This is a genomic window from Arcobacter peruensis, from assembly GCF_003711085.1.
GTDB classification, from domain to species: Bacteria; Campylobacterota; Campylobacteria; order Campylobacterales; family Arcobacteraceae; genus Poseidonibacter; species Poseidonibacter parvus.
In genome coordinates this window covers 2,445,646-2,470,254 of the sequence record NZ_CP032363.1, presented here as the reverse complement: position 1 = coordinate 2,470,254, position 24,609 = coordinate 2,445,646, and the positions used below count along the sequence as shown (strand labels likewise).

Genomic DNA, 24,609 nt, shown 5'->3' with positions numbered 1-24,609 from the left:
CTTAAAAATACCCTTCTTGTTTCTTTTTCTCCATTGACGCATCACTATCAGAGTCAATTAGTCTACCTTGTCTTTCACTTGTTGTACATACAAGCATTTCTTGAATAATTTCAGGTAATGTTGTAGCTTCACTCTCAACTGCACCTGTTAAAGGATAACATCCAAGAGTTCTAAATCTAACCATTTCTTTTTTAGCTGTTTTTCGTAATTCTTCAGGCATTCTGTCATCATCTACCATGATTTTTGTACCCATATACTCAACTACTTCTCTCTCTTTTGAGAAGTATAAATCTGGAATATCAATATTTTCTAAATAAATATATTGCCAAATATCTAATTCTGTCCAGTTTGAAATTGGGAATACTCTAATTGATTCACCTTTAGTATGACGTCCGTTGTAAACATTCCAAAGTTCTGGTCTTTGGTTTTTTGGATCCCATCTATGGTTTTTATCTCTGAATGAATAGATTCTCTCTTTAGCACGAGACTTTTCTTCATCTCTTCTTGCTCCTCCAAATACAGCATCAAATTTCTGAATATTTAAAGCATTTTTTAAACCTTCAGTTTTCATAATATCTGTATGAACTGAGCTTCCATGTTCAAAAGGAGAGATACCCATTTCAATTCCTTTAGGATTTGAATATGTAATAAGTTCCATTCCTACTTCTTTAGCACGTCTATCTCTAAATTCAATCATTTCTTTAAATTTCCATTTAGTATCAACATGCATTAAAGGTAATGGTGGTGGTGCTGGGTAAAAGGCTTTTTGTAAAATGTGTAACATTACAGAAGAATCTTTCCCAACACTATAAAGCATACCAGGGTTTGAAAACTCTGCTACTACTTCTTTCATTATATGCATTGATTCAGCTTCTAGCTGTTTTAAATGCGTTAATCGTTCTTGACTTATTTCCATTTGTTTCCCTTTTTTGTATTAACTATTTTTCATAAAATCAAATCCATTTTATATTATTTTTATATTATTTAATTCTTTTTCAAATCTAAAATTTGCAGTACTATCACAAAAAAGTTTTTGTTCATCAGATAACTGAAAACTTTTCCTTTCATCTTGAAGTCTTTTTGAATTTATAAGTATATTTTTTAACTTGCTATGAGTATTTGCATCCATATCAATATTAAGCCATGCATATAAAGGTTTTAAATCAATAGCATTTACAAAAACATCTTCATATCTAATACAAGCTATTTGATTTGGATACTTGTCTATTGCCTCAACCGTTAATCTTAAAGAATCATTCCACGCGTAAACTGCTTTTTTGAAATCCTTTGTTGCAGGCCAATTTTCTTTAGCTTCTGCACGTTTATTCCAAGAAGCTGCAACTTCATATAAATTTCTATATATAAAAATTATTTTTGAATCTGGGAACGTATTAAACATTTCGTCATAAACTTCATAAATTTCAGGTCTTTTATCACCAATATATTCATAATTGACAGACTCTAGTTTTTTTATAATATTAGGATCCCAAGCATGAAACTTTTCTAAATCAGTATAGAACGTATCTCCATCTTCAATAGTTAAAAATCTTTTAGTTTCAAATAAATCAGCAGAAGCTTCAAACTTATTTTTATTATAAAGATGTCCAAAACGTTCCATCCCCATTACAACCTTATCATTTGAACCTAATAATTGTGCTAGAGCACTTGTTCCAGACCTTGCACAACCTGCTATAAATAATTTATTTTTCATTTTCACTCCATTTTATTATATTTATTAAACTATTAACTATTCTAACATTAAAATCATTTGTTTTTATTTCATGTCCAGTAGTAATTAAAAAATTATCTTTTATCCCTGATGAAATACCTGATTTAATATCAGTATTCTTATCACCAACCAAAATTGATTTTGATATATCAATATTAAACTCTTTTATTGCATCTCTTATCATTTTGGGTTTTGGTTTTCTGCAGTCACATTCCCCCGAAAAATTTGGATGATGGGGACAATGATAAACCTTTGCAATATTAACACCTTCATTTTTAAATTCTTGAATCATCCATTTCGTCAATACCTGATAATCATCCTCAGTATATTTACCTCTAGCTATTCCTGCTTGGTTTGTAACTATAATTAGCAAATAACCTTTTTCTTGAAAATATCTACACGTTTCAAATACCCCATCAATAAATTCAAAATCTTCTATTTTATATAAATAATTTTTTTCTTTATTAATAACACCATCTCTATCTAGAAAAAGTGCTTTTGTCATATTAATTCCCCAATTACAGTCTGTGCTTTCTTGTAATCTTCAGGGATACCAATGTCAATAAAATAACTATCAAATATCTTTACAATTATTTTTAACTCATTTAAGTTATTCTCCATAAATTCTTCAAAAGAAAATTTATCAGGTAAATCAAAATTATCAAACACTTCTTTTGAAGCCAAGTATACTCCAGCATTTATGTTACCATTTTCTCTATACTCTTTTTCTTTAAATGCTAAGACCTGAAATGAAGAGTTTGATTCAACACAGCCATATCTATCAAAATTTTCCATATATTTTAAAGATAGTAGCAACTTACTATTTTGATGGAGATTTAGCAACTTTAAATCTACATCAAAATAAGTATCACCATTGATAATAAAAAATTCTTTTTCATTTATATATTTCATGGCTGTTTTGATTGCTCCGCCAGTTCCAAGAGGTTCTGATTCAACACTATATATTAATTCTATTGAATTATAGTTATTACCAAAATATTCTTTTATAGTTTCCCATTTATATCCTACAGATAATATTATTTTTGTAATACCATTTTTTTCAAGATATTTTAAAATATATTCCAAAAATGGTTTATTTTCTATTGGAGCCATAGGCTTAGGTAAATTGGAAACAACACTTTTTAATCTAGTTCCTAATCCTCCAGCCAAGACAATTGCTTCCATTAATTAAAACCTTTACCAAATATTTCTTCTTCTACAATCGCACAGATCATATGTCCAATTAATATATGAACTTCTTGAACCCTTGGTGTTTCATTTGAAGGTACCTTAATACAATAATCACATAATTCATCCATTTCACCACCTGTAATACCTGTAAGACCAATTGTAATAATACCCTTTTTCTTACATTCTTTCAATGCTTCTACTATATTCTTACTGTTCCCACTTGTTGAAATTCCAATGAAAATATCACCTTCTATTCCATTAGCTTGAACTTGTCTCGAAAATAATTTTTCATATCCATAGTCGTTACCAATTGCAGTAAGAATACTAGTATCAGTAGTTAGAGCAAGAGATGCCAAGCCAGGTCTATCAAAATAAAACTTACTTACAAATTCACCAGCTATATGTTGAGCATCTGCTGCACTTCCACCATTTCCAGCAATTAATGTCTTATTACCATTTTTATATGCATCAATTGTTTTTAATGAGACTACCTTAATAAGATCTATTAATTTTGTACTTTTTAGAAAGTCTTGTTTTACTTCAATTGATTTTTTTATTTGATTTGTTATATATTCTTGCATTATATTTTCCATCCTTTTGATCCATCCTTTACAAACTCAAAGTTTAAAACTTCACCCTGTTGTTTATTTAATTCTTTTATTAATTTTAGCTTCTTAGTAGGTTCAACCATAAAAAACATAAAACCGCCACCTCCCGCGCCACTAACTTTTCCACTATAAGCACCATTTTCTATAGCTAGAGTATAAATTCTATCTATTTCATTGTTAGAAATATTAGCTGAAACTCTTTTCTTTGCTTCCCATGATTTACCAAGAACTTCTGAAAACTTCCTAATATCACCTTTTAAAAGCATTTCTTTCATTAATATTGCATCTTCTTTAACTTCATGCATTGCATCTACAGAATCTTTTTTTTCAAGTAAATCTTTTTTTTCTTTTTCTATTTGACTTGCTTCTCTTGTAATATTAGTAAAATACAAGACCATTGAAGCTTCAAGTTCATCAATTATCCAATTTTTCACTCTTAAAGGGTTAACAATTACTCTTTTTTTATCGTAGAACTCCATAAAATTAAATCCACCAAATGTTGCTGCGTATTGATCCTGTCCACCTCCGATAATACCAATATCTTCTCTTTCGATATCAAATGCCAATCTTGCAATGTCATATTCACCCAAAGGTAAATTTAACCACTCAACAAAAGCTTTTATAATTGCAACTACTAAAGTTGAACTGCCACCTAGTCCACTTCCACTTGGAACATCTGAATATGTTGAAATTTTAAAACTTAAAGATTTTTTTATATAGTCTTTAACTATTCGGTTATATATACCCTTATAAAGGTCCATGTAACCATCTAATTCGAGATAATCTTTGCTTTCCACAGATAGATTCTGTTCAATATCTGTTGATTCAAAAATAATCTTTCCATTATTAGTTTCTTCAATAGTACAATGAACATATAATGATATTGTTGTATTTAATACAAAACCAATATACTTATCACAATATGTATTTAAATCTGTTCCTCCACCTGCTAATCCTAGTCTTAGAGGAGCCTTACTTCTTACTATCATTTAAAGCTCCAAAATCAAATACATCATTTAATACTTTTTTAGCATACTTATAAGAAAAGTATTGTTTACAATATTCTCTACCTTTATTTGAGAAGTGGATTAATTCTGATTCATTTTTATATAAATTAATTATCTTTTCTGCGAACTTATTTTTCTCATCCTCAATTACCATATAATCTTTTGCATCCATTAAACCTTCTGCCCCTGTTGTTGTAGTGACAATTGGTATTTCTTCATACAAAGCTTCAACAACTTTTCCTTTTATTCCAGCACCATATCGTAAGGGAACAACTGCAATACGGCATTTATTATAATATTTAGATAACTCTTCATCTGATATAAATCCTGTAACAATAATATCTTTTGTTGCAAGTTTCTTTATGGATTCAGTAGGTTTTGATCCAATTATATAAAATTTAACATCATTAATCTTATTTCTTATTATTGGCCAAACACATTCTACAAACCATAGAACAGCATCTTCATTTGGACTATGGCCAAAACCACCAACAAACATGATATCATTAGTTTTTGTGACATTCCTATTTACTTTTTTAAAATCTTCAAACAAATAGGCAGGAATTGCACGAACATTTATAGTATTATCAATTTTTTTTATTTCATCAATCTCAACTTGTGATGGATAAAAAGAAATATCTGATTTTCTCATTAATTTAAACTCTCTATCTCTCCATGATTCTGCACTTAAAAGTTTCTCCTTATCTTTTGTTAAAAGGTATTCTCTAGAATCTCTTAGTGAATGTAAATCATGGCCATAATATATAGTTTTACCATAAAATTCACTTTTTAATATATCTATATATTTTTCAGAAATATGTGGTCTATTCATAAAGATATAATCAAAATATTTCGCATTCGAACTTAACCAGGATTTCCAGTTATTCGCATACCAATTACCATATAAGACTTCAACTCCAAGATCTTCTAAATTTTTTGTATATGGTTGGTGTGGAAAATAATTATCCCCAATAAACTTTACGTTATAACCTGAAGAAATAAACATTTTTATATATCCATAAACAGTTCTACTTCCAGCATCTTGGTCAAAGTGAGGAACATAATGGTCTATTATTAAAATATGTTTCTTAGTTTTACTCCTATCTCTAGCTAAAAAAACATCTTCTCCATTTGGATACTGTTCCTCTAGTTCATTTTTCCACTTATCTATAAACTTTTCCTTATTTGTTACTTGATAGCTTTTTATTCCTAATCCTAAATCTGTTCCATGTGAAATACCTTCAAAATGAACTACAATAGATTTTGGCTGATACATTACTTTATACCCATGTTTCCTAACCTCAAATGCAAGATCACTATCTTCGTAGTATGCAGGTATATACCTCTCATCAAAACCACCTATTTCATCCCACAATTTTTTAGATAACATAATTGCTGCGCCAGATATATAGTCGACTTCTTTTACATAATTATATTCAGGTTTCATGGGATCGTCTAGTCTACCAAAATTCCAGCCACTCGCATCATTCCAAATTATTCCACCAGCTTCTTGCTGTCTACCATCTGGATAAACTAATCGAGAACCTACCATTCCAATTTTATCATCAGATTCAATTAATTGAATTAAATACTTTAACCAGTCTTGTTGTACATTTGTATCGTTATTCAAAAATAATACATATTTACCTACGGCAAACGAAGCTCCTTTATTACAATTCTTTAGAAAACCTAAATTCTCTTCATTCGAAATAAATTTTATATTTTCAATTAGATGTTTTAGATTTCGTGCATCTTCATCAGGAGATTTATCATCCATTAATATTATTTCATAGGCAATAGTTGTATTTTCAATAATCGATTGAATGCAGGCTAAAGTATAATTCGCTTGATTATATGCTGGAATTACAATAGATACTAACGGTTTATCAAACTTTGGTACACTTATAATATTTGAATATCCTAAAATTATATTTAGAGGATCAATGATTTTTAAATTTAGTTTTTCATTATTTTGAGAGATCTCATATCTTGTTTGATTGATTATCTCTTTATATCCAAATATTAAATAATGTTCAAACGCATTCTGAAATTGATTATTTTTAATAGCTTTTATAACATCGCTATGACTTTTTAAATATTCTGTATTATTAAAATAGTCTAACCTATTATCTATTTTACGACAACCATTCTTCACCTCTTCAAATCCAAAGAAAATAAAGTGTTCAAGTGCATTTTCAAACTCTTGCTTATCAATTGCTTCTTTTACATCATGATTAGCTTCTAAATATTTTCCTGAGTTGAATTCTTCAAGAAACTTCCGTGGGATTTGATTAAATTGCTCATCCATATTCTTAAATGCACTTTTTAAACTATCTACTTTTGAGAATAATTTAAATGGGTTACTACCTACACTCTTAAAAAAGTTTTTTAGATTATTATATTGATATTTTAATTTTTGATGTTGAAAGGATTCGATATTTTTACTTTTCATATAACTTCTTTCTGCTTTCTTATTTAATAATATTATTTGTTTGTCTTTTTTATTAATCTCTTCTTTTGACGTACTTAATGAATCCTCTAAATTTGATTTTACTGATTCAACAGAAACAATCTGTGTCTCTAACTCACTAATTCTTGAATTAAGCTCATTTGTTAAATTGTCTTTTTTATTAATCTCTTCTTTTGACGTACTTAATGAATCCTCTAAATTTGATTTTACTGATTCAACAGAAACAATCTGTGTCTCTAACTCACTAATTCTTGAATTAAGCTCATTTGTTAAATTGTCTTTTTTATTAATCTCTTCTTTTGACGTACTTAATGAATCCTCTAAATTTGATTTTACTGATTCAACAGAAACAATCTGTGTCTCTAACTCACTAATTCTTGAATTAAGCTCATTTGTTAAATTGTCTTTTTTATTAATCTCTTCTTTTGACGTACTTAATGAATCCTCTAAATTTGATTTTACTGATTCAACAGAAACAATCTGTGTCTCTAACTCACTAATTCTTGAATTAAGCTCATTTGTTAAATTGTCTTTTTTATTAATCTCTTCTTTTGACGTACTTAATGAATCCTCTAAATTTGATTTTACTGATTCAACAGAAACAATCTGTGTCTCTAACTCACTAATTCTTGAATTAAGCTCATTTGTTAAATTGTCTTTTTTATTAATCTCTTCTTTTGACGTACTTAATGAATCCTCTAAATTTGATTTTACTGATTCAACAGAAACAATCTGTGTCTCTAACTCACTAATTCTTGAATTAAGCTCATTTGTTAAATTGTCTTTTTTATTAATCTCTTCTTTTGACGTACTTAATGAATCCTCTAAATTTGATTTTACTGATTCAACAGAAACAATCTGTGTCTCTAACTCACTAATTCTTGAATTAAGCTCATTTGTTAAATTGTCTTTTTTATTAATCTCTTCTTTTGACGTACTTAATGAATCCTCTAAATTTGATTTTACTGATTCAACAGAAACAATCTGTGTCTCTAACTCACTAATTCTTGAATTAAGCTCATTTGTTAAATTGTCTTTTTTATTAATCTCTTCTTTTGACGTACTTAATGAATCCTCTAAATTTGATTTTACTGATTCAACAGAAACAATCTGTGTCTCTAACTCACTAATTCTTGAATTAAGCTCATTTGTTAAATTGTCTTTTTTATTAATCTCTTCTTTTGACGTACTTAATGAATCCTCTAAATTTGATTTTACTGATTCAACAGAAACAATCTGTGTCTCTAACTCACTAATTCTTGAATTAAGCTCATTTGTTAAATTGTCTTTTTTATTAATCTCTTCTTTTGACGTACTTAATGAATCCTCTAAATTTGATTTTACTGATTCAACAGAAACAATCTGTGTCTCTAACTCACTAATTCTTGAATTAAGCTCATTTGTTAAATTGTCTTTTTTATTAATCTCTTCTTTTGACGTACTTAATGAATCCTCTAAATTTGATTTTACTGATTCAACAGAAACAATCTGTGTCTCTAACTCACTAATTCTTGAATTAAGCTCATTTGTTAAATTGTCTTTTTTATTAATCTCTTCTTTTAATGAAAAAGCCCATTGATTTTTTTCTTCTACTTCATTTTGTAATTCTATAATTCTATTAATTCTATGCTTGTATTCATTAGTTAGTATTTGTATACTTGAACATACATTTAAGTCAATTTCTTTATTTCTACAAATAGCAATTATATATTTTCCTTCAGATGAATCAACATATTTTTTTCTTATTATATTCGTAACTTCACATTCATTAGCACTTATAATATTACAAACTTCATTCCTTTGATAAAGAAATGAAACTGTTGAAAATTGAGTTTTTAAAAAGTTATGGAATTCATTTTCATAGAACTCTTTTATATGAAATTCATTATTATAATTAGCATTATCACTATATACTTTTTTATCAGGTGTTGATATTATAAGGAAACCATCTTCTTTTAAAACTCTTTTACATTCTTTAAGAAACATCGATTGAACTTTTTCATTTACATGTTCTATCGTTTCAAATGAAACTATTACATCAAATGAATTATCATCAAAAGGAAGTCTTTCAATAGATGAAACTTCATAAATTAAATTCTTATTAATATAATTCTCTCTTGAAAATTCTATTGCTTCTTTACTTATATCTATACCTGTTACTTCAGATGCAAATTCTGATAACAAATATGATCCATAGCCAGAACCAGAAGCTGCGTCTAGTATCTTTTTTCCTTTTATATTAGGTAGTATTGAATAATATCTATTATAATGCTCATAAATTATTTCATCATCTTTATCTGAAATTTGTGGAATAAATCTCTCTCCTGTAAAAGTCATAATTTTCCTTTTATTTGCTTAATTTTATTTCTTAATTCTATAATTGCTGGACCTGCAGGTCTTAATTCATAAGCCCTATTAATAATATACTCAGCATTAACTATATCATTTCTTTCAATTAATATCTTAGTTATTTCTCTTAGATAATCTGGTTCTTTATATTTACCAATAGACATATCTTGCAATATTAAGTTATTGAACCAAGAATTGCTACTTTTCGGAATATCTAAAATATTAAACCACTGAGATAATGTTTTGATTTCATAATCTATATGAGAACTTAAATTGTTTTGTTTTGTTTTTATGCATTTAGTTAAATAAGTTATAAGTTTAGGTTCATTATTTCTTATGTAATCAATTACATCCAAAATATCATTAATTTTATCTCTAAAAGTATATAATATAACATCTTCATTATTATTTAATTGAGTAGGGAATTGTATTATATTTAAAGAAATCATGTTTTCATTAATATCATTATATTTATTATAAATATCACGTTTTATATCATCTGATATTAAATCAAAAAGTTTGTATTCCTCATCTCTTCTGTCAGATGTTTCTTGAAGAATCCAGTCTAATTGATTATTTAATTTCTCGTTTTTCATATCTAATATATTATTAAGTAATCTTTTTAATTCTAACTCGGCAAGATTATAACTTTTATTTATTCTTAGAAATTCTTTAGGTTTAATCCTTGATATAGTTTCCTCATTAATATTTAATATATTTAAGAATGTTTCTTGAATTGATACTTTTTTAAAATATTCTAAATCATATTTCACAATAATGACATTATTCTTATCAAATTCTTCACACCATTTAACAAATATTCTTCCAGAAAATAAATCATTATTTTGATTTAATACTTGGGTACATATACTGTTAATATCTAAAGTTTGATAGTGTCTTTTCACACTCTGGTTATAGTTTGAAAAGATTGTTTCAATCGGATCACGTGAGAATACAACAATTTTACACTTGTAATTCTTAGTGACTTTCTTTAGTTTTTCGTGATGATTAAAAAGAGATTCAGCCGATAGGAGAAGTTTACAATTAAGCTTTTTAGATTTGAGTATATGTTCTTCAAATATTTCACTAGCTTCATCAAGCTTATCTTTCGATATCGCAATTCCCAAATTAGAATGTCCTCCTGATATACCGTTTTTATCTAATCCATGATCAGGGTAATAATAACCTTCTTTTTCTAATTTTTTTTTATTTTCTAGTAAAAACTTTTGTATTGCAGAAGTACCTGTTTTAGGTGAACCAACATGAATAATGACATCATAATCATCAATAATATTTTCAAAAATATGATTGCTAGTTCTCTTTTCTTTTCTTTTGAATATATTGCTAAACATATTTAATCCTATTATTCTTAATTGAAAAGTTTTCATTTTTAATTGTTAAGTTATTATTATAGTACTTATCTAATTCTAAATAATTTAACCATTTGTTTTTCATATATGTAATTTCAGAATTAAACCTTGCTACTTTTTCAGCATTATCTTCTTTCCCTCTACTAATAGATTCATGATGATATAGTTCTACATATGGAGTCCAAAGATTTCTATAACCTTTTTCTAGAAGTTTAATACAAAAATCAACATCATTAAATGCAATTTTTAAATTCTCTTCTTCCAAACCACTAACTTCTTCAAATAACTTCTTACGTACTACTAAACATGCACCTGTAACTGCTGATAAGTTTTGAACAATCTTCAATCTGAAAAAGTATCCATTATCACTTTTTTCGAAATACTTATGACTATGTCCAGCAACTCCACCGATACCTAAAATCACACCTGCATGTTGAATAGTATTATCGTCGTAATATAACATAGCTCCAACAGCACCTATTTCTTTTCTGATAACTTGCTGAACCATTTCAGTAAGCCAATGATAAGATATGATTTCTACATCATTGTTTAGCAGTGCTACAATCTCAGCTTTTGAATGTTTTACGGCAAAGTTATTTATCGCTGAGTAATTAAACACGTGTGGATATTTTAAAATAGTAATGTTTTCTTGCTTAGATAATTTATCTAAATATATTAATGCTTTTTTACAAGTAGTTTGATTATCTATTATAATTATTTCATAGTTTTTATATAGAGTTTTTTCTAATATACTTTTGATACATTTTGATAAGATTTTATACCCATCTTTTGTAGGTATAATTATAGATACTAGTGGCTCAACTTTTGGTAATGGGTAGTTTACTTTATATGTATTCTTTACTAAGCCATTTTCTACTTTGATATTTTTATCTTTTTTTACAAAAAAACTCTTTAAAGCTTTTAACCCTGCTTCGTGTGCATAGTTTTTTTCACTTGAAGATAAAGCTGTTGAACCTTCTATTGCTCTCCAGTGATATAAAATCTTTTCTATACGATCAATTTCATCATCTTTGATCTCATCAATATAACGTATGAATAAATCATAGTCTTGACTTCCTTCATACCCTTTTCTAAACCCACCAATTTTTTCTACTAACTGTTTTTTTAATAATACTAAATGACAAATATAGTTTTGAGAATAAAACATATCAGGATTCCATCCTGATTTGAAATGTGGAGAAAATCTATTGTTTTCTTCATCTATTTTATCTTCATCACTATAGATTAGTTTTAATTTTTTATTTTCATTTATTTTTTTTACCATTTCATATAGAGCATTTGGGCTTAGCATATCATCATGGTCTAATAAAACTATATATTCACCCCAAGCTAATTCTAAAGCACTATTTGAAGCTTCTGAAATATGACCATTTTCTTTTCTGTATACTACTTTGATATTTTCATGATTTGATTCGTATTCTTTTAGTATTTTGATTGTATCTTCATTACTTGAAGCATCATCTGCGATACAAAGTTCCCAGTTTAGGTAAGTTTGGGATAAAACAGACTTTAACATATCTTTTAAATACTTTTTATCAGTGTTGTATGTAGGTGTGATTATAGAAATTAAAGGAGTATATTCTAAATCTGATATTTCTAATATTTCTTCTTCATTATACTCTATCCATTGCTTATATGCTTGAGATTCATCTAATTTTTTTTCATTAGATTTTTTATATTCAACATCAAGCCTTGATAGCATACCATTAAAGCCATGTTTTTTATATCGTTTGTATGCTTTTTTATGAAGACAAAAAGGATCACCTTTTAATGTATCTTTATACATGATATTAAAAAACTTTTTCGTTACACGAAATGACTTTTTAGCTTTATTTATCATAATCTTACAAGTACTCCAGCACCAACTGCGATTTGATATAGTATTTGTGTGATATCTTTGAATATTTGTAGATTTTTTGTATCTACTTTTCCAAGAACTAAGATACTATCACCTGGTATGATTTTCAAGTTTTGATTTGAAAATACACTATCATCATATGTTGTTACATTTCCATTTTGATGTATTACAAGAATATTATCTCTATCTGCTCTTTCGTTTAAACCACCACATAACTGAAGATAATCTTCAAAGTTTAAAGAATCAACAAAAGTTAAAGATGATGGTATTTTTACTTCACCTTGTACTGTTACTATATGGTTTGTTTTTGGTATGAAGATTTTATCTTCTGATTCTAGGATTACTTTTGAAAGGTCTGAGTCTTTGTTTAAAACTACTCTTCCTTTTGGTTCTACTTTTTTTGCACGCTCAATAAAATCTAAAACTAGTGCTGCTTCTTGCTTACGAATTACTGCTTCATCTGTTGTAACAGATCCTGTTTTTAAAACTGATGATTCTAGTTCTTTTAAACTAGACATTAATAGTTCTTTTTGTAAAACAGCTGTACTTTTTCTATATAGATTTATATTGTCTTTTGAAGAAAGAGTTGAGAAAGAGATTTTGGAAAGTAGTTCTTTTAAGCTTGTACCTTTTTTAACTACTATATTTCGCAATCCTTCGTGTTCACCATCTATATTTATTTCTATATTTGTGTTGTTATTATTTGATACAAATTTTACATGATCATTTGCTTGTATTTTTATATTTTTATTTGTTATTGGGTACATAGTTAGTTTTTTTTGATTTGATTTATCAAATCTTGATACTACTACATCAGTTGCTGTGATATGTGGTTGTGTTAGTTTTGCTATTGTATTTATAGTTAAAAAACCTTTTGTTTCTATTTGAAGAGGTTTTAATACATCACCTTCTACTTTTACAGAACCTTTTAGATATTCAACATTTATAATATCACCTGTTTTAAATTGAAATAAGTCCAATTTACCATTTAATAAATACTTATATAAATCAACAGATGAGATAATCGAGTCATTTCTAATAATAGATATATTTCTAAAACTTCCCCTATTATTTATTCCTTTTGCTTTATCTAAAAACTGTAGAATTGAATCAGAAGACAACCCTTCATAAAGACCTGGCTTTTCTACTCCACCTGCTATGAAAACTGATACAGGCTGAAAGTTATCAAGGTTTGCATATATATAGACATTGTTTTTATATGTTTTTTGAAGTACTTTTTTAATCTCTTTTGATAAATCTTTATTTTTTACACCAAGAAGATTAATTGTTCCTACTTTTGGTACGAAAATATTTCCTTGCTCATCTATAGTAAGTTTTAGTTCTAACTCAACTGCACCCCAAAGTTTTAGGTTTATAGTATCAGAGATGTTTAGAAGATAATCAGGGTTATATCTATGTTGTGATGATTTTGAAAACTCTCCATTGAAAAGATTTGCCCCAAATATTTCTATTTGTTTATTTTTTTGCATTTCAATTTGCTCTGATACTTTATCATTTTCTACTGGTACTTCAATTGCAAATGATGATAACATCAAGCAAAGTATTAAAAAAACTATTTTCATTTTATTCCCTATGATCTTTTATTATTGCACCTATCATTGATAGGATTCCATATAGCAGTGATAAAACAAGTATAACTGTTATAAGTTCTCTTGCTCTCTTAGGTTCACTATAACTTTGAGCTAAGTTTGGATTTACCAATACTTGTAAAGTTTTATTCTCTTTATTTACTTCAATTTTTGAACTTTGTAATTGCAATAGAGATTGTTTATAAAGTTCAGTATTTAAATCAACCTCTGATTTGATTTTCTCAAATTCAAAGATTGATTTGTTAAGTGTTTTTGAAGAAGTACCTGATTGCTCTTTTCTCAGCTCTTTTGTAGATTCTTCTATTTGAGAGATCTCTCTTTTTAAGTCAACTATTTCAAAAGCACTATTTGTTAGATATTTAGACATTTTTTGTAGTTTTGCTTTATTCTCAATAAGCTTTGCTTTTAACTCTGAAATAAGTGCACTATTTGTTTCTGCTTGACTATTTGGATCTAATGTTTTTTCATTATTTTGATAAAGTTCAAGTTTGCTTATAGATTTTTCTAATATTTCTTTTTGTTTGTTCGTTTCATTTTTTATAAATCTTAATTGTTTTTGGGCTATTTGTTTATTGTATTTATTAAGCTTATCTTCTGCTTCATTGATCAAAAATACCACTATTTCTTGTGCTTTTTGTGCATCAATATGAAAAAATGAAATTTTTGTAATATTTGATGATTCATCATAAACAATAGTTAAATGCTTGTTATACAGTTCAACAAAATCTTCATAAGAATTAAATGAATACATTTTTTGTAAAAAGTCTATATTATAGCTTTCGTAGTATTTTGAAAGATTAAACTCTTTATTTAACTTTTCATACACTTCATAAGATTTAAGATACTCTTGTAATATCATTGCATCTTGAGCACTGTTATTTGTTTGACCACTTACAAGTCCAAGAAGACTAGAAGTAGTTGAGCTATCATCTAAATTTTTTATAGTAATACTAGCACTAGATTCATAAAAACTTGTTTTAATAAAACCTACGTAAATAACTGAAATTACAAGTGAAATTAAAAACAAAGTTTTCAATCTCGCTCTTTTTACTTTTGATAACAATCTATTGCCTCCTGGACATCTTCAAAATACTGAATTTTACCATCATTAAGATAAATACCTACATCGCAAACTTCTCTTAATACAGGCATTTGATGACTTACTATTATTGCATTTGATTTTTTGATCTTTGCCATTAGTGCTGCTTTTGCCTTTTTATTAAATTTGGGATCACCCACTGCTAATGTTTCGTCAATCAAAGTATAATCAAAATCAAAAAATAAGCTCATTCCGAAACTTAGCTTAGCACGCATACCACTAGAGTACGTTCGTAAAGGCATATCAAAATAATCACCGATTTCACTAAAATCTTTTACAAAGTTTATAGCTTCTCTCATATGCTCATCATCTTTACCATATATTCTACATACAAACTTTACATTTTGCCGTCCCGTCATACTAGCTTGGAAACCGCTAGCTAGACCCATTGGCCAAGAAAAGACTTTTTTACTTTTTATTGTACCCTTATTTGGAAAGTCTATTCCTCCTAGCATACGTAAAAGAGTTGATTTTCCTGCTCCATTAGAGCCAAGTATTGCAATACTTTTGTTTGGTGGAATTGTAAAAGTTACATTGTTTAAAATATATTTTTTTCCAACATTTGTTTCATAGTATTTAGTGACATTTTTAAGCTCAATCATGATGTTATTATCTTTCTCTCACTTTTTATGTATAAGAACAATGCAGAAAAAAGAGGGATTATAGTCCATAAAAGCATGTATTTATAGTCAACAAACCTATCATCTAATACATTTATATAACTAGCATGAATAGCTTCTACAAAATGTAGTACGGGATTATAAAGAAGAATTTCTTGTATTGATGGTGGTAAATCTTTTAAAGAATAGAAAAGACCTGAAATAAATAATAAGGGCATAGAAGTTAAAGTTACTACTTTTTTGAAAGTCTCATAAAATGAAACTATTACAGCAAAAAACAAACCTAAACTAGTTCCAAAAAGAACAAACCAAAATAATAACAAAATAGTATCTAACAAGTTTTCAACTGAACAATCAAAATCAAAATATAAACCAATAAATAAAAAGAATGAAGAAACAAAAACAAATATCAAAAACTCCACTAATACTCTTGAAAATATTGTATGTATTGGTCTTACTTGTCTATAGTTAAAAAGTGCTTTATTAGCATCAAATGAATTCATACAACTCATCATAATATTTTTAAAAAAGTTAAAAGATAAAAAACCAACTGCTATAAAAACAGCTATATCATAACCAGAATTTGAAGTTCCAATAGCTGAATGAATAAAAGTAAAAACTAATATTTGTATTGATGGTTCAACAACAGCCCAAAAATAACCCATTTTTTTAGATCCAAACCTAGTTTGTATCTCTCTTAAGAAAAGAGCATATATAACATTGAAAAAATTAATATTTGTATTAAAAAACAAAATTACCTTTCTAAATATTACTTATTTAATTATGAAGTAACATTTATTATATATTATTTTTAATTTATTTTTGCTTATATTTTATTACTTTTTGAATATAAATATTATTTATTAGATTTGATAATCATTCTTAGTATTAAGAATAAATAAAGCTTTTTTTTTCTATTATTCTAATAACAATTATCATTATAGATAAAATAAGAAGGAAGATTATGATAAAAAAATTAGCACTAAGTGCTTTAATATTAACAAGTTCATTAATTGCAAGCAATGATGTAAATGTATACTCAAGTAGACATTATGATACTGATAAGCAATTATTTAAAATGTTTGAAAAAAATACTGGAATCAAAGTAAAAGTAATTCAAGCAAAAGATGATGCACTGATTAAAAGAATGGAAAGTGAAGGTAAAAATTCACCTGCGGATGTATTTATTACTGTTGATGCAGCTAGAATTCAAAGAGCAACTGAGAAAAAACTTTTTCAACCAATACAATCAGATTTTTTAGTAAAAAATATCGATAGTAAATTAAGAGATAAAGATAATCAATGGTTCGCACTTACAAAAAGAGCTAGAATGGTTACAGTAAGAAAAGATAGTAAACTTTCAAATGGTATTAAAACTTATGAAGAGTTAGCTGATCCTAAATATAAGGGTCAAATTATGGTTAGATCTTCAAGTAATGTATATAATCAATCTTTAATGGCCGCAATGATTAAACATCATGGCGTTGAATATGCAACAACTTGGGCAAAAGGTGTAGTTGCTAACATGGCAAGAGATCCTAAAGGAAGTGATAGAGATCAAGCAAGAGGAATAAATGCAGGCCTTGGTTCAATTGCAATTATGAATACATATTATTTAGGAAAGCTTGCTAATGGAAGCTTATCTGATAAAGAAGTAGTAGAAAATGTAAATGTAATTTTTCCAAAGTTTGAAAATGGTGGAACTCATGTAAATATTTCTGCAGCAGGTGTTGCTAGATATGCTAAAAATAAAGAAAATGCAATTAAATTTATTGAATTTTTACTTTCAAAAGAAGCACAAGAAGTATTTGCAAAAGGAAACTATGAATATCCTATAATAAAAGATGCTGAGATTTCACCACTTGTTGCATCTTGGGGGAAAGTTCAAGATGATAATGTTACAATTAACGACTTAGGTAAATTTAATAAAGATGCTGTAAAAGCTCTTGATGTTGCAGGTTGGAAATAACATATTTGAAAAATAAACTCTCTAGTTTAAAAATAAGTAGTGTATTAATTACACTACTTATTTCTATTCCTATGATTACAATATTTGTATATCTTTTTATTCATGACTCAGAAAATTGGGAACATATAAAAAACACTGTACTAGCTGAGTACATATACAATACCTTATTTGTAATGATAGGAGTTGGAATTCTAACAACTATTATTGGCTTTACTACTGCATATCTTACATCTTTTTATACATTTTCTTTTTCAAATTACTTTGATTATGGTTTGATTTTACCTTTTGCCTTTCCTACTTATATAATAGCTTTTATGTATAATGGAATGTTTGGAATTAGTGGAAATGTTACAAGTTATATTTTAAATCTTCTAGATAAAAATCTTAGTGAAGTAGTCTTTTTTGATATTCAATCTATTGAAGGTGCAGTTCTTGTAATGTCATTAGTTTTGTATCCTTACGTATATTTGGTATGTAGAACTTATTTTAATTTTGAATCTGCTTCAATTATTGAAGCAGCTAAAACTTTTAATCTTTCATCATGGAAAGTTTTAAAAAAAGTAATTTTACCAATATCAAGACCTGCAATAATTGCAGGTGCAACGCTAGCTGTTATGGAAGCAACTGCTGATTATGGTGTTATGCAGTACTTTGGTGTAAACACTTTTGTAACTGGTATTTTTAAAACATGGGAAGGTATGGGAAGTATTGAAGATGCTTCAAAACTAGCTAGTATGCTAATGACTTTTCTATTTATATTAATCATCTTAGAAAAGTTTCAAAGAAGAAATAAAGTATATAAAAGTTCTGGAAAAGATTTCAGACCCATTGAAAAGATAAAACTAGAAGGAAGTAAAAACTTTCTTGCATCTTTTGCATGTTTTATTCCTTTTTTCTTTGGATTCTTATTACCATTTGTACAGCTTACAATTTGGTTCTTTATTTCTTATGAAAAAATAATTGATGAAGAATTTATTGATTTATTACTAAAAACTTTAAAACTAGGGATAATATCTGCAACACTTTTAACAGCTATTGCAATACTTATTGTTTACAATTCACGTGTAAATAAAGACAAAAGTTCAAGCTCATTACCTCAAATACTAAAACTTGGTTATTCAATTCCTGGAGCTGTTGTTGCAGTTGGAATATTATCATTTTTTGGAATATTACATAAATATGTTTTAGATGTATTATCAATAGATTTTCTAATCTCAGGAACTGTTGTAGCTGTTATATTTGGATATGTTGTAAGATTTATAGCAATTAGTATTAATAACTTTGAAGCAGGATTTAATCGTATTCCTCAAAGCTATGATGATGCTGCTAAAATATCTGGAATTGGTCAAATAAAAACATTTACAAAAGTATTTATTCCTTTGATTAAAAACTCTGCTGCTGCTTCATTTATTGTTATATTTATTGAAGTTGTAAAAGAATTACCACTTACAATGGTATTAAGACCTTTTGATTATAATACTCTTGCAATTAGAGCCTTAGAATTAAATGAGCAATCACAAACAATAGAATCATCAGTTCCATCTATGTTTATAGTATTAATTGGAATTATATCAGTATTATTACTAACAAAAAATATGAAAAAGGCACAGAATGCTAAGTATTAACAACTTTTCAATATCTTTTAATGAAACAAAAATTTTAGAAGATATTAACTTTGATGTAAAGCAAGGAGAAATTGTAACTCTATTAGGTTCAAGTGGTTGTGGTAAGACTACAATTTTAAGAGCAATTGCTGGTTTACAAAAAGAGCATGATGGAAATATCTGTATTGGAGATACTTGTGTATCATCTAAAGAAGTTTATAAACAAGATAGAGAAGTTGGATATATTTTTCAAGATTATGCACTTTTTCCACATTTAAATGTAGAAGAAAATATCTCTTTTGCTTTAGATAAATTATCTAAAAAAGATAGAAATAAAAGAGTAGATCAACTTCTAGAACAGTTTGATATTGTAGCTCATAAAAATAAGCAAATTCATCAGCTTTCAGGTGGACAGCAACAAAGAGTTGCAATTGCACGAGCAATGGCAAATAAGCCTAAAATATTACTACTTGATGAACCTTTTGCAAATCTTGATTCACAACTTAGATATAAGACAAAAATGTGGTTAAAAAACTTAATCAAAAAATATAATCTATCTGCCGTTTTAGTAACGCATGATAAAAAAGAAGCTTTAAGTATTTCAGATAAAATTGGGATAATTCATAATAAAAAGCTTTTACAATTTGATGCAACGCTAGATATATATTCAAAACCAGTAAATTATTATATTGCAAACTTCTTATCTGAAATAAATGTACTACCAGAAGCATTAATTAAAAAATTAGAATTAAAAGTAAAAGAAAATCAAACAGCAGTAATAGAAATTTCAAAATCTAAACTTACTAATAAAAACACTTTACTTGAAGTAGAAATAATAGATAAGTCTTTTTGTGGAGAATACTACGAGATTTTAGTAAAAGATGTAAAAAATAATGAAACTGATGAATTATCAATGATTAAATCAACATTAGAAAATATCGATTTAAATGAAAAAATATACTTAGATTTAAAAAGAGAAGATATAAAAATAATACTAAAATAACAAAGCTACTTATTATTTATAAAATTTAGTGTATAATTTATTTTATGAAATTTAGAAAAATATTATTTGTAATTATTATACTAATAACCTCTCTTCTAGCGATTGATAAAATAATGCTAAATGATTTAGAAAATCATTTATTTAAAAATATTAGCATTAAAGAAAACGATGAAATAAACTCTATTGAAAAAAATATTATAGAACTTATAAATAAAAAAATAAGTATACCTCATATTACACATGAAGAAAAAGAAGAAATATTAAAGAATTATCTTGTTTTAATCAAATCGTCTAATAACTTTTCATGGATTTATAAATTTATAATTCCTTTATTATTAACAATTTTAATTATATTAATTATTAATCATAAAATGAGAAAAGAAATATCCAAAAGAAAAAAAGATGAAAAAGAACTACTAAATTATGCAAATAGGGATAGTCTAACTAATATTTTCAATAGAGGGAAAATCAATTTACTTATTGACGATGAAATAACTAAATCAAAACCTGATAATAAACCCTTTTCTATAATATTTTTTGATATAGACAATTTCAAATTAATAAATGATCATTTTGGTCATGTCAAAGGAGATGAAGTCCTTGTACAAATAAGTAACTTAGTTTCTAAAAATATCAGAGAAACTGATTTTATCGGAAGATGGGGAGGAGAAGAATTTATAATTTTACTTCCTGAAACTAGTTCAAATGAAGCATTTATAATAGCTAATGATTTAAGAGTATTAGTTTCAAAAACAAATTTTGGAATAAATAATACTTTAACTATAAGCTTAGGAATAAGTCAATATTCACAAAAAGATACAAAAAATGATTTAATTAAAAGAGCAGATGATGCAATGTATTTTATCAAAAATCAGAGTAAAAATGCAGTAAAAGTTTTATAAGGACAATGAAGATTATACAAAAATTAATAACACAAGCTTTTCTTAGTAGAGAAATCCAAATAACCAAAGAGGAATCCTGTTTTTAAATCCTATTTCTATATCATCTGAAACAACATAAGAATCAGGCAAGTCTTTGATTTGATTAAAGCTCTTATTTTTCCCTCCAATCTCAAAAATAAATTTATTATTAACTAAAAAATCTCCTTTATTTGAAGAAAAAATTGTATTATCAATAAGTTTTGTTTCTGCATTATAATAATTCTTTATTTGATTAACAAAAAAAGATTCTCTTGCGCTTCCCATATCAATTTGATTTGTTAATGCATAAGAAATATTAGTATTCTGCATAAAAAGCTTTTCTGGTTTTGACATGATATTGTAACCTTTTTCTTTACTTCTTATACTATTTATAATTTTTGCTGATTCAAGATGTTCTAAATATTCATATACTTTTGGTCTTGATATGTTAGTTGCCTTAGCAATATCTGTAATATTTGGAATAAATGGCACATTTATTGCCAACATATAAAGTAGTTTTTTTAGTTTTGTGATTTGCTGAATTTCTATCTTATTTATATGAGGTAGATCAGTTTCTAAAATTAAATTTATCATTTGAACTATTTTTTGATAATAGCTATCTTTATCTTCCAGAATAAAAGGATAAGAACCATACTGCAGATATTCTTTAAAATGCATCAATGGTTTAATATCTTCTTTTATATTATTTGCTATTGACTTATGATTTTCTAAAATATCTTCAAGAGAATATGAATTGAAACTTTTAATACCAGTAAACTCAAGATACTCTCTAAAAGATAGGTTTTCAAGATGGTAAATTATTGTTCTTCTTGAAAGATCAGCATTTTGTTTTTCTATTTGTAAAATTGATGAACCGGAAAATATAACTCTTATATCTAGGCTATCATATATATTTTTGATATGTGTTGACCAATCATCATATTTATGAACTTCATCTATAAATAATACTTCTCCCCCATATTGTTCAAACTCTTTTGCAAATTCAATTAAGCTTGTAGATTGCATATATGGATTATCCAAAGTTATATATAAAGCTTTATCATTATTGTTAAAGTTTTCTTTGATATATTGAAGCATTATTGTTGTTTTTCCAAGACCTCTTTGTCCCAAAATTCCAATTGATTTTAAATCCCAATTAATTTTATTATAAAGATATCTCTTTGATGTAAGTGATGTTCTTTGTAATAAATTATTACAATTTTCATACATTAACTGTAAACTCATAATAGCAACCTTTCCATATATATGTAAAGTAAGATTAACAAATTAGAGCTTATATGTTAATTATATAATTTTTATAATTGGTATAGTTTTTTAAACTCATCACTAATATCAATAACTCCACGTTCTTGAAGTGACTTTAAAACACTTGGTGTACAATCAACATCATCAGGCCATGTTCTTTTATAGTTATCAAATGAGTTTTTATTTGTAGCATCAATACAAATTGTATTTTGATCAAAATACATATCTCTGTTTGAATCGATATTATTAACAACTCTCCAAACTAACATATAAGGATTATTCACATCATTCTGATTTGAAGCATCAATTATGATTAGAATTTTTATATTCTCTAAAATTGGTCTTAAGTCTTCAAAAAGATATTTTTGTGTTCTTGTTTTATCTACTGTAATTATAGTAACTGGGTTTTTAGTGTTTGTAAAATATTGTTTTAACTCTTTTACTTCACTTGTAATAGATTGCATTTTAAACAATAATTCATCATCTTCAATAAGAGTAATTCCAAGTTCTTCTATTTCTTCGCCTGTACAATCAAGTCCTAGTTTTCCACCAACAGCAAACTTTGGACTTGAGTGATCAAGTGCATCAACTACACCTTTTGAAATCATCATATCATCGATATTTATCCGATTTAATATATGTTCAGCTATTGCTTTATGATCTGTTAAATCAGGTGCATCTTCATTTACAAATAAAGCATGTTTAACAAAACTCATTTGACCAACACCCCAAAATGCATGCATCATTTGCTGTGCATGACCTGGATATAAAGTTTTGATTTTTGCTAAAATTAGGTTATGAAAAACTCCATTTTCTGGCATATAATAATCAATTAAATCAGGCGCAGTTGTTTTTAATAATGGTAAGAAAATACGCTCTGTTGCATGTCCCATATATTTGTCTTCTAAAGGTGGTTTACCAACTACTGTTGCTAAATATGTAGGTTTTGCTTTACTTGTAATTGCAGTAACTTCCATAAATGGATACTCTTCTTCAAGTGTATAATAACCAGTATGATCTCCAAATGGTCCTTCAATTCTAACTTTTTCAGGATCAACAAAACCTTCAATAATAAAGTCATTATCTTTTGGAACCCAAATATCATTTGTAATTGATTTTACAAGTTGTGCATTTTTGTTTTTTACAAAACCATAAAGCATTAACTCAAAAATTCCAATTGGTAAAGGTGCTTGTCCACACCAAATATACATAGGATCACCACCAATTCCAACAGAAACTGGCATTTTTTCACCTGCTTTTTTGTACTCATGTAAGAAGTGATTTGAATCTTTATGAATTTGCCAATGTAAACCTAATGTATTATCTGGAAAAACTTGAAGTCTGTACATACCAAGGTTTTTCATTTCCCCATTTAAAGAAGTTGTATAAACCTGTCCCATTGTAATAAAAGGACCACCATCTTGCTCCCAAGTTGTAAGAACTGGTAAATCACTAAGTTTTGCATCTTTTCCAAGTTTTATAACTTGTTGACACTCACCTTTCCCTCTATTTTTTTTAGGAATTGTATTTTTTAAAGCAAAAAGCTTTCCAAAAGTTGTAAGCTTTTCTCCTAGAGTTGTTGGTGGTTTCATTTTTAATAATGATTCAATTTCAGAACCTATTTTATCTCCATCACCTATAAATAACTCAACAGCTTTTTCATTACAAAAAACATTCATCAAAACAGGAATATCAAATTTTTTATCATTTGCTTTATCTACAACATTTGTAAATAATAATGCTTTTGAATCTTCTTTTTTAACTTCAATATACGCTATATGTGGAATTTCTAAATTAATATCTAATTCATCATCTATAATTCTTAGTAAATCATTCTTTTTTAATAGTTCGATTGCTTCTTTCATATTTTCCTCTATGTAACCTAATCAGGTAATTAGTATAAATCTTATATCAT

General features: G+C 27.0%; 19 protein-coding genes. 4 read left to right on the top strand and 15 right to left on the bottom strand.

Annotated elements, in window-relative coordinates:
- Position 1: 1 nt before the first annotated feature.
- The 13 genes from cysD to D3Z07_RS12140 are packed head-to-tail and all read right to left on the bottom strand — an operon-like array spanning position 2 to position 16,684.
- Entirely contained in the window at positions 2-916 is a 915-nt protein-coding gene (gene cysD / locus D3Z07_RS12200) for a sulfate adenylyltransferase subunit CysD (protein ID WP_076089116.1), read from the bottom strand.
- 48 nt (positions 917-964) lie between these two features.
- Positions 965-1,711 (bottom strand): sulfotransferase family protein, encoded by a 747-nt coding sequence (locus D3Z07_RS12195; protein ID WP_122894011.1) that lies wholly within the window; start codon positions 1,709-1,711, stop codon positions 965-967.
- Entirely contained in the window at positions 1,701-2,234 is a 534-nt protein-coding gene (gmhB, locus tag D3Z07_RS12190; protein ID WP_122894010.1) for a D-glycero-beta-D-manno-heptose 1,7-bisphosphate 7-phosphatase, read from the bottom strand. Before gmhB ends, D3Z07_RS12195 begins: the two co-directional genes overlap by 11 nt.
- Complete coding sequence (gene hddC, locus D3Z07_RS12185; RefSeq protein ID WP_122894009.1) at positions 2,231-2,914, bottom strand: D-glycero-D-manno-heptose 1-phosphate guanosyltransferase; 684 nt, start codon at positions 2,912-2,914, stop codon at positions 2,231-2,233. The genes gmhB and hddC overlap by 4 nt, the downstream gene beginning before the upstream one ends.
- Positions 2,914-3,501, bottom strand: a complete 588-nt coding sequence (gene gmhA2, locus D3Z07_RS12180; protein ID WP_322898825.1) for a D-sedoheptulose 7-phosphate isomerase — start codon at positions 3,499-3,501, stop codon at positions 2,914-2,916. Before gmhA2 ends, hddC begins: the two co-directional genes overlap by 1 nt.
- Positions 3,501-4,517: a D-glycero-D-manno-heptose 7-phosphate kinase gene (gene hddA, locus D3Z07_RS12175; protein ID WP_122894007.1), complete on the bottom strand. Its 1,017-nt coding sequence runs from the start codon at positions 4,515-4,517 to the stop codon at positions 3,501-3,503. Before hddA ends, gmhA2 begins: the two co-directional genes overlap by 1 nt.
- Positions 4,501-9,342, bottom strand: a complete 4,842-nt coding sequence (locus D3Z07_RS12170; RefSeq protein WP_122894006.1) for a glycosyltransferase — start codon at positions 9,340-9,342, stop codon at positions 4,501-4,503. The genes hddA and D3Z07_RS12170 overlap by 17 nt, the downstream gene beginning before the upstream one ends.
- A complete protein-coding gene (locus D3Z07_RS12165) occupies positions 9,339-10,706 on the bottom strand; it encodes a sulfotransferase domain-containing protein (protein WP_164707233.1) in 1,368 nt (455 codons plus the stop codon). Before D3Z07_RS12165 ends, D3Z07_RS12170 begins: the two co-directional genes overlap by 4 nt.
- The gene (locus tag D3Z07_RS12160) at positions 10,699-12,531 is read right to left on the bottom strand and encodes a glycosyltransferase family 2 protein (protein ID WP_164707232.1); all 1,833 of its coding nucleotides are present in this window, start codon (positions 12,529-12,531) and stop codon (positions 10,699-10,701) included. The genes D3Z07_RS12165 and D3Z07_RS12160 overlap by 8 nt, the downstream gene beginning before the upstream one ends.
- Before the next feature lie 50 nt (positions 12,532-12,581).
- Positions 12,582-14,186: a polysaccharide biosynthesis/export family protein gene (locus D3Z07_RS12155; RefSeq protein ID WP_122894003.1), complete on the bottom strand. Its 1,605-nt coding sequence runs from the start codon at positions 14,184-14,186 to the stop codon at positions 12,582-12,584.
- Between the two features lies 1 nt (position 14,187).
- A complete protein-coding gene (locus D3Z07_RS12150; protein WP_164707231.1) occupies positions 14,188-15,249 on the bottom strand; it encodes a hypothetical protein in 1,062 nt (353 codons plus the stop codon).
- 11 nt (positions 15,250-15,260) lie between these two features.
- A complete protein-coding gene (locus D3Z07_RS12145; RefSeq protein ID WP_122894001.1) occupies positions 15,261-15,914 on the bottom strand; it encodes an ABC transporter ATP-binding protein in 654 nt (217 codons plus the stop codon).
- Positions 15,911-16,684, bottom strand: a complete 774-nt coding sequence (locus D3Z07_RS12140) for an ABC transporter permease (RefSeq protein ID WP_164707230.1) — start codon at positions 16,682-16,684, stop codon at positions 15,911-15,913. The genes D3Z07_RS12145 and D3Z07_RS12140 overlap by 4 nt, the downstream gene beginning before the upstream one ends.
- A 212-nt stretch (positions 16,685-16,896) precedes the next feature.
- Here D3Z07_RS12140 and D3Z07_RS12135 point away from each other — a divergent pair, with 212 nt between their 5' ends.
- The 4 genes from D3Z07_RS12135 to D3Z07_RS12120 all read left to right on the top strand — a co-directional run bounded on the left by D3Z07_RS12135 (position 16,897) and on the right by D3Z07_RS12120 (position 21,410).
- Complete coding sequence (locus D3Z07_RS12135) at positions 16,897-17,901, top strand: Fe(3+) ABC transporter substrate-binding protein (RefSeq protein WP_122893999.1); 1,005 nt, start codon at positions 16,897-16,899, stop codon at positions 17,899-17,901.
- 5 nt (positions 17,902-17,906) lie between these two features.
- Positions 17,907-19,526 carry an ABC transporter permease gene (locus D3Z07_RS12130; protein ID WP_164707229.1) on the top strand — a complete coding sequence of 540 codons (1,620 nt, stop codon included), beginning with the start codon at positions 17,907-17,909 and terminating at the stop codon, positions 19,524-19,526.
- A complete protein-coding gene (locus tag D3Z07_RS12125) occupies positions 19,513-20,508 on the top strand; it encodes an ABC transporter ATP-binding protein (RefSeq protein ID WP_122893997.1) in 996 nt (331 codons plus the stop codon). Before D3Z07_RS12130 ends, D3Z07_RS12125 begins: the two co-directional genes overlap by 14 nt.
- 113 nt (positions 20,509-20,621) lie before the next feature.
- Positions 20,622-21,410 carry a GGDEF domain-containing protein gene (locus tag D3Z07_RS12120; RefSeq protein ID WP_164707228.1) on the top strand — a complete coding sequence of 263 codons (789 nt, stop codon included), beginning with the start codon at positions 20,622-20,624 and terminating at the stop codon, positions 21,408-21,410.
- A 42-nt stretch (positions 21,411-21,452) separates the two neighbouring features.
- On the opposite strand, the gene D3Z07_RS12115 is transcribed toward D3Z07_RS12120, so the two are convergent.
- Together D3Z07_RS12115 and D3Z07_RS12110 are read right to left on the bottom strand one after the other, a co-directional pair.
- Positions 21,453-22,673: an ATP-binding protein gene (locus tag D3Z07_RS12115; RefSeq protein WP_122893995.1), complete on the bottom strand. Its 1,221-nt coding sequence runs from the start codon at positions 22,671-22,673 to the stop codon at positions 21,453-21,455.
- A 71-nt stretch (positions 22,674-22,744) separates the two neighbouring features.
- A complete protein-coding gene (locus D3Z07_RS12110) occupies positions 22,745-24,559 on the bottom strand; it encodes a menaquinone biosynthesis decarboxylase (RefSeq protein ID WP_122893994.1) in 1,815 nt (604 codons plus the stop codon).
- Between the last annotated feature and the right edge of the window lie 50 nt (positions 24,560-24,609).

Excerpts from the sequence above, each read along its gene's own strand:
- cysD (WP_076089116.1), bottom strand. The coding sequence starts at position 916 with ATGGAAATAAGTCAAGAACGATTAACGCATTTAAAACAGCTAGAAGCT.
- D3Z07_RS12195 (WP_122894011.1), bottom strand. The coding sequence starts at position 1,711 with ATGAAAAATAAATTATTTATAGCAGGTTGTGCAAGGTCTGGAACAAGT.
- gmhB (WP_122894010.1), bottom strand. The coding sequence starts at position 2,234 with ATGACAAAAGCACTTTTTCTAGATAGAGATGGTGTTATTAATAAAGAA.
- hddC (WP_122894009.1), bottom strand. The coding sequence starts at position 2,914 with ATGGAAGCAATTGTCTTGGCTGGAGGATTAGGAACTAGATTAAAAAGT.
- gmhA2 (WP_322898825.1), bottom strand. The coding sequence starts at position 3,501 with ATGCAAGAATATATAACAAATCAAATAAAAAAATCAATTGAAGTAAAA.
- hddA (WP_122894007.1), bottom strand. The coding sequence starts at position 4,517 with ATGATAGTAAGAAGTAAGGCTCCTCTAAGACTAGGATTAGCAGGTGGA.
- D3Z07_RS12170 (WP_122894006.1), bottom strand. The coding sequence starts at position 9,342 with ATGACTTTTACAGGAGAGAGATTTATTCCACAAATTTCAGATAAAGAT.
- D3Z07_RS12165 (WP_164707233.1), bottom strand. The coding sequence starts at position 10,706 with ATGTTTAGCAATATATTCAAAAGAAAAGAAAAGAGAACTAGCAATCAT.
- D3Z07_RS12160 (WP_164707232.1), bottom strand. The coding sequence starts at position 12,531 with ATGTATAAAGATACATTAAAAGGTGATCCTTTTTGTCTTCATAAAAAA.
- D3Z07_RS12155 (WP_122894003.1), bottom strand. The coding sequence starts at position 14,186 with ATGAAAATAGTTTTTTTAATACTTTGCTTGATGTTATCATCATTTGCA.
- D3Z07_RS12145 (WP_122894001.1), bottom strand. The coding sequence starts at position 15,914 with ATGATTGAGCTTAAAAATGTCACTAAATACTATGAAACAAATGTTGGA.
- D3Z07_RS12135 (WP_122893999.1), top strand. The coding sequence starts at position 16,897 with ATGATAAAAAAATTAGCACTAAGTGCTTTAATATTAACAAGTTCATTA.
- D3Z07_RS12125 (WP_122893997.1), top strand. The coding sequence starts at position 19,513 with ATGCTAAGTATTAACAACTTTTCAATATCTTTTAATGAAACAAAAATT.
- D3Z07_RS12120 (WP_164707228.1), top strand. The coding sequence starts at position 20,622 with ATGCTAAATGATTTAGAAAATCATTTATTTAAAAATATTAGCATTAAA.
- D3Z07_RS12115 (WP_122893995.1), bottom strand. The coding sequence starts at position 22,673 with ATGAGTTTACAGTTAATGTATGAAAATTGTAATAATTTATTACAAAGA.
- D3Z07_RS12110 (WP_122893994.1), bottom strand. The coding sequence starts at position 24,559 with ATGAAAGAAGCAATCGAACTATTAAAAAAGAATGATTTACTAAGAATT.